General features: G+C 45.1%; 15 protein-coding genes and 1 tRNA gene. 5 read left to right on the forward strand and 11 right to left on the reverse strand.

What is annotated here, in order from left to right:
* The coding region (locus V5298_RS16045; RefSeq protein WP_416351193.1) for a sodium:solute symporter family transporter at window positions 1-281 on the reverse strand (281 nt) is incomplete at its 3' end.
* A gap of 843 nt (window positions 282-1,124) precedes the next feature.
* On the opposite strand from V5298_RS16045, the gene V5298_RS16050 reads away from it, so the two are divergent.
* The gene (locus tag V5298_RS16050; RefSeq protein WP_332932455.1) at window positions 1,125-1,673 is read left to right on the forward strand and encodes a hypothetical protein; all 549 of its coding nucleotides are present in this window, start codon (window positions 1,125-1,127) and stop codon (window positions 1,671-1,673) included.
* A 52-nt stretch (window positions 1,674-1,725) separates the two neighbouring features.
* Here the strand turns inward: V5298_RS16050 and V5298_RS16055 are convergent, their stop codons facing one another.
* Window positions 1,726-2,412: an SDR family NAD(P)-dependent oxidoreductase gene (locus tag V5298_RS16055; RefSeq protein WP_332932456.1), complete on the reverse strand. Its 687-nt coding sequence runs from the start codon at window positions 2,410-2,412 to the stop codon at window positions 1,726-1,728.
* A gap of 14 nt (window positions 2,413-2,426) precedes the next feature.
* Window positions 2,427-2,954, reverse strand: a complete 528-nt coding sequence (locus V5298_RS16060; RefSeq protein ID WP_332932457.1) for a DUF2878 domain-containing protein — start codon at window positions 2,952-2,954, stop codon at window positions 2,427-2,429.
* 139 nt (window positions 2,955-3,093) lie between these two features.
* Between V5298_RS16060 and V5298_RS16065 the strand changes: the two genes are divergently transcribed.
* Window positions 3,094-4,737 (forward strand): diacylglycerol kinase family protein, encoded by a 1,644-nt coding sequence (locus V5298_RS16065; RefSeq protein ID WP_332932468.1) that lies wholly within the window; start codon window positions 3,094-3,096, stop codon window positions 4,735-4,737.
* Between the two features lie 29 nt (window positions 4,738-4,766).
* Entirely contained in the window at window positions 4,767-6,089 is a 1,323-nt protein-coding gene (locus V5298_RS16070) for a DUF2254 domain-containing protein (protein WP_332932458.1), read from the forward strand.
* Here the strand turns inward: V5298_RS16070 and V5298_RS16075 are convergent.
* The 8 genes from V5298_RS16075 to rlmE form a co-directional block, all read right to left on the reverse strand.
* Window positions 6,086-6,244 carry a YqaE/Pmp3 family membrane protein gene (locus V5298_RS16075; protein ID WP_332932459.1) on the reverse strand — a complete coding sequence of 53 codons (159 nt, stop codon included), beginning with the start codon at window positions 6,242-6,244 and terminating at the stop codon, window positions 6,086-6,088. The two genes, V5298_RS16070 and V5298_RS16075, sit on opposite strands and share 4 nt — an antisense overlap.
* Window positions 6,245-6,449: 205 nt before the next feature.
* Window positions 6,450-6,534 (reverse strand) — tRNA-Leu (locus V5298_RS16080).
* A gap of 10 nt (window positions 6,535-6,544) precedes the next feature.
* A complete protein-coding gene (gene secG / locus V5298_RS16085) occupies window positions 6,545-6,946 on the reverse strand; it encodes a preprotein translocase subunit SecG (RefSeq protein WP_332932460.1) in 402 nt (133 codons plus the stop codon).
* 10 nt (window positions 6,947-6,956) lie between these two features.
* Window positions 6,957-7,703: a triose-phosphate isomerase gene (gene tpiA, locus V5298_RS16090; protein WP_332932461.1), complete on the reverse strand. Its 747-nt coding sequence runs from the start codon at window positions 7,701-7,703 to the stop codon at window positions 6,957-6,959.
* A gap of 93 nt (window positions 7,704-7,796) precedes the next feature.
* Entirely contained in the window at window positions 7,797-9,140 is a 1,344-nt protein-coding gene (gene glmM, locus V5298_RS16095; protein WP_332932462.1) for a phosphoglucosamine mutase, read from the reverse strand.
* A gap of 1 nt (window position 9,141) precedes the next feature.
* Window positions 9,142-9,984 carry a dihydropteroate synthase gene (folP, locus tag V5298_RS16100; protein WP_332932463.1) on the reverse strand — a complete coding sequence of 281 codons (843 nt, stop codon included), beginning with the start codon at window positions 9,982-9,984 and terminating at the stop codon, window positions 9,142-9,144.
* Between the two features lie 85 nt (window positions 9,985-10,069).
* The gene (gene ftsH / locus V5298_RS16105; RefSeq protein WP_332932464.1) at window positions 10,070-12,019 is read right to left on the reverse strand and encodes an ATP-dependent zinc metalloprotease FtsH; all 1,950 of its coding nucleotides are present in this window, start codon (window positions 12,017-12,019) and stop codon (window positions 10,070-10,072) included.
* Between the two features lie 153 nt (window positions 12,020-12,172).
* A complete protein-coding gene (gene rlmE / locus V5298_RS16110) occupies window positions 12,173-12,802 on the reverse strand; it encodes a 23S rRNA (uridine(2552)-2'-O)-methyltransferase RlmE (protein WP_332932465.1) in 630 nt (209 codons plus the stop codon).
* A 94-nt stretch (window positions 12,803-12,896) separates the two neighbouring features.
* Here rlmE and yhbY point away from each other — a divergent pair, with 94 nt between their 5' ends.
* Both yhbY and V5298_RS16120 read left to right on the forward strand, forming a co-directional pair.
* Window positions 12,897-13,193, forward strand: coding sequence for a ribosome assembly RNA-binding protein YhbY (gene yhbY, locus V5298_RS16115; protein WP_332932466.1), 297 nt, complete (start codon window positions 12,897-12,899; stop codon window positions 13,191-13,193).
* A gap of 91 nt (window positions 13,194-13,284) precedes the next feature.
* The coding region (locus tag V5298_RS16120; protein WP_332932467.1) for an SDR family NAD(P)-dependent oxidoreductase at window positions 13,285-13,551 on the forward strand (267 nt) is incomplete at its 3' end.

Consider the following 13,551-nt stretch of genomic DNA (forward strand, 5'->3'; position numbering starts at 1 on the left):
GGTGCAACAAGAAGATAATTGGCTAATGCCCCAATTAGCAGACCAACCGCAATATAAAGCGCATCAAAACCAGCAACAAACATGGCGCCGGGTAAGCCCATTAACATCCACCCACTCATATCCGATGCCCCCGCAGACAAGGCGGTGACCTGGGGGCTGACCTGACGGCCGCCAAGAATATATCCGGAAATATCACTGGTTGACTGGCGATAGGCAAATAACCCTATGCCTAGCATGGCAACAAAATAAATGCCTAACGATATGTAACCTTCAAATTGCATAAAAACTAATGCACTCCCGATTTTTTTAAAACATAAATAAAAGGCGCTCATTTGCGCCTTTTATTTTCACTCTATTAATTTGAGTTCTAATTATATCAACATCTAATCATATTTTTCAAGGTGGGTTTCGGCTAACCCACCTTTACGGCCTTTCAGCTTCATTTTCTTCACGTTATGGTGTGAATCTCAGAAATGGCGTAAAACACCAATTAAAATTCTTTTTAATCATGATGTTACAAAATCACAATTTGTACTAAAAAGATAATAAATCACACCTTTTTAATACTTTCGAATAAAGTTAGCGATCTTGTGAATAGTTACACATGAATCTAACTTTGTAAGAGTTATGGATACATTCATTCGTGTAAAGTACGATTAAAGAAAGAGAAAAGATCGCCGATGAATCATTTTTCTACCTCATTGCTACGCGCTGACCTCTGGTGAGGAAACAAGGTGATGCCGGGGGGCTTTCAGATAATATTGACTTCGGGTGAAGGTAATTTCCCTGCTATTCCCGACTAAACTGGCTCAATTCAGGGGTGATAGACACCATAGTGGGTAAAGACAACCGGTAGCATTAGACTAATACGCTTTTTCGGCTTCATATCGACCCTGCGTATAGTAAGAATATTTTGCAGTAGACCGGAAAATACTGCAGGATCAGTAGCATCGATTTCCCCTATTCTCCCACCCTTAAAAAATAAATACGTTTATTATCATATAGATAATATCACGGTATACATTTTGAATATTCAGGGTATCTTCTTACTCCAATACCAAGGCTTAAAAGGAATACTCCAGCATAAAAGTGCGGTGAGCCTAGGTAAAACGAACGGGTGACCTATGAATGATATTTCAACAGCAACACTTGATGCGATCGTCGGAGCAAAACAGTCCCAGTTGGCCGCCATTTTTGACGATGAGCCGCAAGCAGCAAAGAGTATTGCTACACTTAAAGCACAAACCAATCTGTCACCACAGCAATTAACCCTTATCCATCCCCATGATCAGGAGTTTAATGCCAAACTAGAAAAGGCCAGTGATAAGGTTGGCAAGCACTTGTGGCATTCACACCTAATTTTAGGTGCTGCCGGTATTGCCACCGGATTACTCTTCGCCTTTGTGCTTGTAAATATCGGGCCTGCCTTAACGCAAAATAACCCGCTGTTCACCTATATTGCGCTAATTAGCCCCGGCTTATTTATCGGCCTTTTTGTAGCTGGATTGATCGGTTTACGACCCGACCGGGATGCTATTGTACAAACCGTGCGTTCAGCTATTCGTCGCGGTAAATATGCCCTTGTGGTCAATTTAAAACAGGATCAATCTGTGACTGAGGTTCGTAACACCTTGTCCACCCTCAGCAACAAAGTCATCGCAGCAATCCAATAACCCTCACGGGTTATGGAGGTTTTCCCATAGCCCGTTTTTAAGGATGCCGGTTTTACCAAGATAAGATTTGTTTGTCTTTAAAGAATGTTCCTGTAGGTCCATCCTTGTCGAGTAACCCTAGCCAGATTGCGGTTTCCGCCCCCTTTTGAGGGGTACGCGAAGCATCCTTCCCCCCTAAACGCGTGTGAACCCAACCTGGGCTCATTGCATTGATTTTTACGTTTGTCTTATCCACGTCTTGTGCAATATTCACAGTGAGGGCATTTAACGCCGCCTTACTAATAGAATACGCAATGGGCCCATTAATCTCTTGGTCAAAAGCCCCGTAGGTAGATGACACATTAACAATACGTCCATAATTGTTTTCTATCATTGCCGGTAACACTTGCTGAATAAGACTTAGCGGCCCGTACACATGTACCTGCATTGCATGTTGCATATCCTCAGTGGTGACGCTTTGCCAATTATGCTCGGTTAAAAAACCGGCATTGTTTATTAATATATCGATATCGCCGTACACGGCTTGTGCCCGGGTCACGCTTTCTATCAGTTGTTGTTCGTTGTTAAGATCCAGGGTGATGACATGTACATCGCCACCTACCATGTCTTTTTTCGCTTCCAGCCCTTCGTCTTCATTTCTGCAACCTAGCAACACTTTTAAACCTTGCTGGGCGTAACCGCGTACAATTTCCCGTCCAATACCTCGATTTCCGCCCGTAACCAATACCGTTGATGTCATTATTCACCCCACATTTATTTTAAACGAACCTGTTCAATACGGGTGCTTAGCCATAAATCGATACGTAGCCAAAGTGGCACTGTTATCGCCCACCAAGCGCCAATCATCAGCCCGGTAAGCACAAGAGATAGAGGAAAGCTTACCGCACCTAATTTGGCGGCGGCGAAGTAACTCAACGGACCAGACACCGCTCCAAGAATGGATGCTAATAAATAACGCCCCCGTAAGTAGGTTAAGCTCACCCGCAGCATAAACCCGAATGCCACCCAAAGAACCACTAGCCACATTGGGATCAAAAATCGCCCATGGGGTGTAAATTCATAAAATCCCCATGCTGCCATCGTACCGTCGACAAAGGTGCCGTAAAACGCCATTGCGACACCAAATAACATGTTTACTTGGCGAAAGGGCATGATGGCAACGTATCCAAGGATGAGCAAAATCGCCAGCCAAACAAACTGGTTTTGAAACAAAACTACACAAAACCAAATCGTCTGAAACCAGATGAAATTCAATAGAATACTTTTCCATCTTGTGTTCACACTGTTCACCTAAAAGGGCCATTTAATATCGAACAAAGCAATCCAGTTTCGATTTAAACCGTATTGAATGAATAGGTACGGCAAATTCATTACTTAGTTCAAGAAAATGACCGAATAACAGGGAGAAATACGAGTGAAGATGGTCAAGTACTACCTTTTAGGCGCTATCATTGCCGCAATCGCCACTTGGTTTGTGCCCTATTGGCCATTAAAAATATTACTCGGATGGGTATTTTTTTCGTTATCTGCAGTATCTTTTGCCTATATTTTTAACTACCCCAGCCTATTTAGAAAACGCAAAGACGGCACTATCCCCGTTTATATTCGCTGGATTTTCATCCCCTTTCTACTCGGCACCGGTGCCTATAACAGTTGGGCGCGTAAACATGACAAGGTACCGCCCATCCAGCAAATTAAGCCCAGTTTGTATCTTGCCTGCCGGCTATCTACCCACGATGTTGACACCCTCAAACAGCAAGGCGTCAGTGCTATTGTTGATGTCACCGCTGAATTTGACGCGCTGGACTGGTCGGCCCAACAAATGGATTGCCAATATTTAAATGTTCCTATTCTTGACCATACCAGCCCCACACCAGAACAACTCAACACCGCCATTAATTGGATCGATCAGCAGATACGGGATGACCGAAAAGTCGTTGTGCATTGCGCCCTTGGTCGCGGTCGTTCGGTTTTAATTGTGGCAGCTTATTTATTGGCGATAGATAAAACCCTTTCAATCCAGGAAGCCATGAGCCAAATACAAAGTATTCGAAGTACAGCCCGACTAAATAAAAAACAACTTGCCGCACTAACTAAAATCAAACACGGTGGCCGTATAAGGCTGACCCAGTCGTTGGCGGTAATTGCAAACCCTGTCGCCGGAGGCGGTAAATGGCAAGAAGAAAAAAAACAGATCCTTGGGTTTCTTAATCCTCACTTTCGGGTCACGGTATTAGAAACGACCCAAAACATTAGTGCTAAACAACGTGCCTTGACTGCGGTAGAAGATGGTGCAGATGTACTCGTGGCTTGTGGCGGTGATGGCACTGTAACGGAAGTCGCCAGTGTGTGTGTGAATGATAATAAAACACTGGCCGTTATTCCCCTAGGCACAGCCAATGCCCTCAGTCAGGTACTGCATGGATACCGTAGCCGTCTGCTTCCCATACAAACCGCCTGCGACATTATTACTATGGGGCATAAAACAACCATGGATACCGCAACCTGTAATGATGAACTGGTTTTAATGGTGGTGGCTTTAGGCTTTGAGCAGCAAATGATTGCCTCAGCCGATCGCGATGAAAAAAATGAAGGGGGGCAATTTGCCTATTTACGAGGCCTGTGGAAGGCCCTGTCTGTCAATAACGCCATGTCACTTAAGGTCTCTTTTGATGATGAAGAACAAGTACACGAAATAACCACCCCAAGTTTTGTTATTGCCAATGCCGCCCCCATCACCACAGCTCTGGCCCAGGGCGGAGAACAACCGAATATCACCGACGGCAAGGCGGATATTACCTGGCTGCACCCTCAACAGGATGAAGACAGTCAGTTACTTTCCCTCGCAGAATTAGTATTGGCAGATAAGCAAACCAAACAAGCATCAAAACGGATCTACTACAAACAGGCGCAAACTATTGAGATTACGCTGGATAAAAAAACGCCCTATGCCGTCGATGGTGAAATTCGTGAAGCAAAGGAAATTCACGTTGCCATAACGAAGCAAAATTTACAGGTCTTAACCTCGCAAGACGAGTCCTTCGGAACCCAAGACCATAGTTAACAACCCACACCAACAAATTGAGATCAAAGGTGAACAAATTACTCATTACAACGGCCACGTTTTTACAAACCTTTTGGGAAAAACTACGGGTAAGTTATTGGTTTATTCCAGCCTGCATGATTGTACCGTCAGTTATCATTGGGAGTAGCCTGTATCTCTTCGTAGCCTGGTTTTTTGCTGATATTTCATCACCACTTTGGGGCTGGTCAATCCCTCCTCAGTCGGCGGTCCAACTCACATCCACCGTTGCCACTGCCACCATCACCGCAACCAGCATCGCCTTTTCCATGACATTAGTGTCACTGACCATGGCCTCAAAGCAGTTTGGTCCTCGTCTCATTCAAACCTTTATGGATGATCGGGGGACCCAATGCGTACTTGGCGCCTTAACCTCCACCTTTGTTTTTTGTCTATTGACCATACACCGTTTAGGCGTTGAAGAAACAGGCCTTTTTGTCGTTTCCCTCTATGCGTTTATCGTGTTGTTTTTGGGTATTATCGACACCTTACTGCTTATTTATTTTATCCACCACATCGCGACTTTTATTCAGGCAGATAAGATCATAGAACGCTGCTATCAAGCCGCCATTTATCACATCGACAGCCTTTTCCCTGCTCAAAACAACATAGGAGCGATTAAAGCCATAAGCCCAGACATGATCAAAACTGGCCCCTATACCACGCAGATTTCACCCAACCAAAGTGGTTACGTCAAGGCGGTGGATTATGAAGGACTCATGATGTTTCCAAGAACCTATGTCACGGGAATAGAGATCCATGTAAGAGGCGGCGATTATGTCACGTTAAACGACACCGTAATGACAATTCATAGTGTACATCCGCTAACGAACGAAGGGTTTGATGCCTATCAGCGCCATATATTTTTAGGCGAACAACGCAGTGCCATACAAGATCCTGAATTTTCACTTTCCCAGTTGGTAGACATCGCCCTGCGGGCGCTCTCCCCAGGTATCAATGATCCAGAAACCGCGCGAACCAGTGCTGACAGACTGACGTCGGCTTGCATTCATTTAGCCGGTAAGGAATTTCCGCCTTCCGCTCTGATCCATACCCAAACCAATATTTGGATTTTAAGAAAAACCGGTAGTTTTGCCAGTATTGTGGATAAAGCATTTTGTGAGATCAGTGCCGCAGGGGCAACCCATACCGCGGTAATGGTTTACTTGCTCTATTGTATCGACAAAATTCAGCGCCAGGTTGCACCTTTGCAACAAAAGGTGCTGAACAAACAAGCAGACAATATTTTTCAGATAGCGCTGACACACGCTAATGATGACAGGAATAAAATGAAATTAGAGGCTGCCTATAAGGCAGCCATCCGTTTGGCTTAGCGTGTTGCTATGATATATACCGCATGAACAATACCCGGAATATAGCCGAATAAGGTAAGCACTATATTGATCCAGAATTGAACGCCAATACCCACTTGTAAAAATACGCCTAACGGCGGTAGTAAAATTGACAAAATAATGCGTAAGATATCCATAAATTTCCCCTTTTTAGTCAGTTCCCTTAAAGTAAAGCAAGTATGATGCAAACTTGCGGTTTTAGCCACTTTTAACGGATTAATCACCGACCAAGTAAGATCTCATGCCCTCATCGTAAGGAGGTATACCCTTTGCTAATGCAGAAACCAAAAAGGCTACAACTAAAAAGGCTACAACTCATAAAGTTGTAGCCTTCATTCAATTTGGTGCGGAAAGCGGGACTTGAACCCGCACGACCGAAGTCACCACCCCCTCAAGATGGCGTGTCTACCAATTCCACCACTTCCGCAAAACTGTTTTTAGTTAGGAATATCATCCTGTGGTTCCTGAGATTGCTCTGCAGGTACGTCACTTTCCTGAGCTACCGGTACATCTGATTGTTCAGATACAGGTACATCGTCAGTTGCTGGCGTAGACGCTGGTTCAACGGGAACTTCAAGTTCCTGCCACTCATCCACTGCTTTTTCTTTGTTCGCTGTGATATTACCAAGGAATAAACTTAATACAAAAAACAAGGTAGCAAGAGTTGCTGTTGTTTTTGTCATAAAGTTCCCTGAACCACTGGAACCGAAAACAGTGTTAGAGCCACCGCCACCGAAAGATGCACCCATGTTGGCGCCTTTACCTTGTTGGATTAATACAAAACCAATAAGCATTATGGCAACAATCAGGTAAGCGACTAAAAGCACTTCGTATAACATAATAACCTCGTCAAGATGCCGCTTGGCAAATTGAAATAAAATCTTTCGCCTTGAGACTCGCGCCGCCTATCAATCCACCATCGATATCGGGCTGAGCAAATAACTCTTTGGCATTATCTGGCTTCACACTGCCGCCATACAAAATCTGTATGCGAGCTGCCAATGAAGCATCCTTTGTTGCAACGTAACTACGAATAAACCCATGAACATCCTGGGCTTCTTGTGGTGATGCCGTTTTTCCTGTGCCTATGGCCCATATTGGCTCGTAAGCAATGACAGCATTCTGTAGATTCTTCACGTCAATAAGGTCGAAAATCGCTTGCAACTGAGATTCAACAAACTCATTAACATTACCATTTTCACGAACGGATAATGGCTCACCACAACAAATAATAGGTATCAAACCCGCTTCAATAACTTTACGGGCTTTTTCTGCCACAGTTCGGCTTGATTCGCCATGGTCTTCTCTGCGTTCAGAGTGACCAACAATACAGTATTTACAGTCAAATTCCGTTAACATGGACACCGATAAATCGCCGGTGTGGGCACCATTGTCACAATGGCTAACATCTTGCGCACCAATTGCTATACCTTTTCCGCTAAAAGCCGGAATATATAGAGAAGGTGGACACAATGCCACGTCAACATGATTAAATTTGACACCGCTAAAAGCGTCGATAAATTCGTTGACTAAAGAACGGCTTCCGTTCATTTTCCAGTTACCTGCAACCAGGTAATTTCGCTTTCCTGTATTCACGTCAGTCTCAACCCTGTACTGAAGCGGGCGTGATATTAACGATTCCAATCATAATATACAAGCCCCCTAATTACTTTATTTTAAACGAATCAACTAATTGGCCACTTTACGTACAGCGTCGGCGATAAATTCGGCCCATTTTAGTGAAAGCGACTCATCATCAGACTCTACCATAACCCGAATCAGCGGTTCAGTACCACTTTTACGCAATAACACCCGGCCTGCTTTACCCAACGCTGACTCCGCTTCTTTTGCCGCTATTTTGACCTCGTCACTGTCAAGAGGATTACCCGAACTGTCATCGTAGCGAACATTAATCAACGACTGAGGGAAAATTTCAAACCCGCCACTCAGCTCATGCAAACTCATGCCCGCCCGCAACATGGCAGTGATCACTTGCAGCCCTGCCACAATACCATCACCGGTTGAAGCAAGGTTTAAATTCAAGATGTGACCACTGTTTTCACCGCCAATAGCCCAGCCTTTTTGCTGTAGCAATTCCATAACATAGCGATCCCCTACCGCACTTCTAGCAAAAGGGATCCCCAGTTTACTTAATCCCACTTCCAGCCCTAAATTACTCATGAGCGTTCCCACAACACCGCCAGATAATCTGCCAGACTTGAGGGCGTCACGGGCCACAATATACAAGATTTGGTCGCCGTCCAGCACATTGCCAAGGTGGTCAACCAACATAATTCTATCGCCGTCACCGTCAAGGGCAAAGCCCATGTCTGCGCCGGTTTCTAATACCTTGTCTACGGTGGCTTTCATCGATGTAGCGCCGACGTTATCATTGATATTTAAACCATCAGGGGAGGTACCAATTTCAATAACATCTGCACCCAATTCAGACAGCACATTCGGGGCGATGTGATAGGTTGCACCATGGGCACAGTCCACCACGATCTTCAGGCCCTTTAACGACAAATCAGACGGAAATGAGCCTTTACAAAATTCAATGTAACGTCCTGCGGCATCGTTAATACGAGAGGCCTTCCCTAATTTGTTAGACGCCACACAGGTCATGGGCTCTTCCAACATGGATTCAATGGCTAACTCGATATCATCATCCAGTTTATACCCGTCTGCGGAGAAAAACTTAATCCCGTTATCGTAATAAGGATTATGGGACGCGGAGATAACTATACCGGCTTCAGAACGAAAGGTTTTTGTAAGATAGGCAATGGCGGGCGTCGGCATGGGACCGAGCAAACCTATATTAATGCCTGCTGCCGATAAACCCGCTTCTAACGCCGACTCCAGCATATAACCCGAAATACGTGTATCTTTTCCAATAAGTACCTTGTTCGTACCATGACCTGCCAGAACTTTTCCGGCAGCCCAGCCCAGTTTGGTCACAAATTCGGGATGTATGGCGCTCTCGCCTACTTTTCCTCGAATGCCGTCTGTACCAAAAAATTTGCGCTGACCCATTTCAGGCTCCTTGAACTGTTTCTTTTATTTGTTGAATTTTAGTCACAATTTTTATTGCATCCACCGTCTCATCCACATCATGTACACGAATTATCTTCGCCCCCATGTGCGCACTGAGGGTGGCCAATGCAATACTCCCTGCTAAACGCCCATCAACAGGCTTTCCTGTTAGCGCACCAATCATAGATTTACGGGACATACCTACCAATAATGGATAACCTAAATGCTTTACCCGTCCCAGCTCTGCCAACAATTGATAGTTGTGATCCAGGGTTTTACCAAAACCGAACCCAGGATCGAGCAAAATACTGTCTTCTGCTATTCCGGCTTGTATGCAGTCATCCACCCGCGCCAGCAGAAAATTGATGACTTCGTCTGCCACATCCTCATAAGACGGCGCCTCTTGCATAGTGGTAGGTTCGCCTTTCATATGCATAAGACAAACCGGTACCTGGGCTTCAGCCGCCGCACTCAATGCGCCGGGTAGTTGCAGTGCCCTTACGTCGTTAATAAGTCCTGCGCCAGCCGATACCGCTTCACGCATGACTGCCGCCTTACTGGTATCAACAGATAACACACAATCGAGTGTGCCTGAAAGACGCTCAATCACCGGGATCACCCGGTCTAACTCTTCCTGCTCACTGATTTCTGGCGCACCCGGGCGTGTTGATTCACCGCCGACGTCAATAAAAGTGGCACCGGCATTTACCATTTGGGTCGCCTTTTCTAACGCCTTTTCCAACGTATTATGTTGGCCACCGTCAGAAAACGAATCTGGTGTCACATTGAGTATACCCATTACTTGGGCAGTCAAAAGATCTACTTCAGTATGTTTAAAGTGCATAACGTATATCTGTCATTATTAATAACAATTGAATGATCAAAGCAGAATTAAAAACGCCAGCTTAAGCTGGCGTTTTATTTTTTTGTTAACTTGGCAGGTCGCCTGGCTTACCTACGGATGGCTTGTCAATGCCATCGTCCTTGATTTCGCCTTCACGACTGGGCTTACCGCCCGGTGGGTTATTGTCACCTTTCGGTGCACGGTCGTCCCAATCCGCAGGTGGGCGGACTTCCCGTCTTGCCATCAAATCATCAATTTGCTTAGCATCGATGGTTTCATATTTCATCAATGCATCTTTCATCGAATGCAAAATATCGATATTTTCTTCGAGTATTTGGTGTGCTCGCTCGTAGTTAGTATCGATAATCGCTTTGATTTCAGCATCAATGGCACGAGCCGTATCATCAGACATATTTGACGCTTTAGACATAGATTTACCGAGGAACACTTCCCCTTCATCTTCTGCGTACAACATGGGGCCCATTTTACTGGAAAGTCCCCACTGGGTTACCATTTTACGGGCAATTTCCGTCGCTCGTTCAATATCATTCGATGCGCCCGTAGTTACCTTGTCGTCACCAAAGATGATTTGCTCTGCGATACGTCCACCAAACAAGCTCGAAATCATACTTTCTAAATGCTGTTTGGAATGACTAACCCGGTCTTGCTCTGGTAAATACATTGTTACGCCAAGGGCGCGACCACGGGGAATAATAGAAACCTTATAAACAGGATCATGCTCTGGCACCATACGACCTACGATGGCGTGGCCCGCCTCGTGGTAGGCTGTCATTGCCTTTTCATCTTCAGACATCACCATAGATTTGCGCTCTGCGCCCATCATGATTTTATCTTTGGCCTTATCAAACTCTTCCATTGCGACTACGCGTTTGTTCGCCCGCGCTGCAAACAACGCAGCTTCATTAACTAGGTTCGCTAAGTCAGCGCCGGAAAAGCCTGGTGTACCACGGGCAATAACAGATGCTTCTACATTATCGGCAATTGGCACTTTACGCATATGCACTTTTAGAATCTGTTCACGACCACGTATATCCGGTAAACCGACCACAACCTGACGGTCAAAACGACCTGGACGTAATAACGCAGGATCAAGTACATCAGGGCGGTTGGTAGCGGCAATAACAATAATCCCTTCATGACCTTCGAAGCCATCCATTTCCACCAACATCTGGTTAAGGGTTTGCTCACGTTCATCGTGACCACCGCCTAAACCTGCACCACGTTGGCGACCTACGGCATCGATTTCATCGATAAAGATGATACAAGGTGCGGCCTTTTTCGCTTGTTCGAACATGTCACGCACCCGAGATGCACCCACGCCCACAAACATTTCCACAAAATCAGAACCCGATATGGTGAAAAATGGCACTTTCGCTTCGCCGGCAATGGCCTTGGCAAGTAAGGTTTTACCTGTACCAGGAGGGCCTACCATGAGAACACCTTTAGGAATTTTACCGCCTAATTTTTGGAATTTTGACGGGTCCCGCAAGAAGTCGACTAATTCAGAGACGTCTTCTTTTGCTTCGTCACAACCTGCCACATCGGCAAAGGTGGTTTTAATTTGGTCTTCACCTAACAGTCGTGCTTTGCTTTTTCCAAAGGACATGGCACCACGGCCACCGCCGCCCTGCATTTGTCGCATAAAGAAAATCCAGACTGCGATGAGCAGCAACATGGGGAACCACGAAATAAAGATAGATGTAAGAATTGACGGTTTCTCAGGCGGCTCGCCCAAGATACGCACATCTTTCTTAACTAAATCAGAAATCAATTGATCATCGAAATAGGGAATATATGTCACAAAGGACTCCCCGTTTCGTCGGGTACCACGAATCTCACGGGCATCGCTATCAATGCGAACTTCCCGGACGTTACCCTGATTAGCTTCTTTCAGGAATGTTGTATAGTCCGTTTGCGTGCGTGTAGATTCTCCCGGAGAAAAACTCTGGAATACCGACATCAACACAACGGCGATGACTAACCATAAGATTAAATTTTTTGCCATATCGCTCAAGCTACTAACCTCTAATAAAACCGGAAAATCCGGGATTCGATGACAACAATTTGCCTTTCCATTCCACGGGAAGCAGACAATTTCTTTTAAACTGTTTGCACTCTATTTAATTCCGTTCGAAATGCATTCCATACTTCGTCACACTACAGCGTACTACACTTTGTACCCAGTAGCCACCAAATACACCTCTCGTGATCGCGCTCGTGACGAATCAGGTTTACGGGTTTTGATACTAGAAAAGGCATCACGCAATGCCCTGAAGTACTCGTCAAACCCTTCTCCCTGAAATACTTTGATAACAAAACTGCCATTTGGTTTCAGTACCTGATGACACATATCCAAGGCTAATTCACACAAATACATCGACCGACTTTGGTCTACAGAGTTATTACCACTCATATTCGGCGCCATATCAGACAACACAATATCTACGGTTTTTCCGTCGATTCTGTTCAATAATGTTTCCAGCACCGCTTCATCACGAAAATCCCCTTGAAGAAAATCTACGCCAACGATGGGATCCATAGCTAAAATATCGCATGCGATAACCTGCCCTTTATCGCCCACCAGTTGAGACGCCAGTTGGGACCAGCCTCCCGGCGCAGCACCAAGATCCACCACGGTCATACCGGGTTTCATCAATCGGTCCTTATTCTGAATCTCTTCCAGTTTAAAAACCGCACGGGATCGCCAGCCTTGCTTTTGCGCTTGCTGGACGTAATGGTCATCAAAATGTTCTTTTAACCAGCGTTTAGAACTGGCTGAATGTTTCTTTTTTGTCATTCCAACACATTGTCATTAGGATTGTTTCGAAGATGGCGTTAGAATACGTTATTTCAAGGTATAACGTTATTTTAATTGTAAGAAATACGGATAAATGAAACTTTCAAATAAACAAAAACAATTTTTAAAGGGCTTGGCCCACTCGATTAAACCTGTGGTACAACTTGGCGCAAATGGCCTTACAGAGGGGGTTGTAGCCGAGATCGACAGTGCACTTAATCATCATGAACTCATAAAAGTTAAGGTACCCACCGACGACAAAGAAGAAAAAGTATTGATCATGGATGCCATCATTCGTGAAACCCAATCTGTGAAAGTGCAGGTAATTGGCCATATGCTGGTTATTTTCCGTCCCACAGAAGAACGTAAAATACAGTTGCCAAAGCAATAGATCTTTTTTCACGCCGTCCATTAGCAATCGTCTTGTTAATTTTCGCGCGCCGGTTACACTTACGTTAACGTAAAGGTAGCAGGTAAAAACAATGGATCTAACACATTCAACCGCCGTCATTACTGGCGGTGCGTCTGGATTGGGCTTCTCCACCGCCCAATTTCTAATTAGCAAAGGCGCCAATGTGGCTTTGCTGGATATCAGTGAAGAACAAGGGCATCAAAGTATTGCCGCCCTAAATAGCAACAGGGCTAAATTCATCAAGGTGGATGTGAGAGAAGCAGAAGAGGTACAAAACGCCCTTCGTGAAGTACAAACCACTTTTGGCCCTATCCATCTATGTCTAAATTGCGCGGGT

Origin of the sequence: Alteromonas sp. 14N.309.X.WAT.G.H12 (assembly GCF_036697315.1) — a bacterium.
Classification (GTDB): Bacteria; Pseudomonadota; Gammaproteobacteria; order Enterobacterales; family Alteromonadaceae; genus Alteromonas.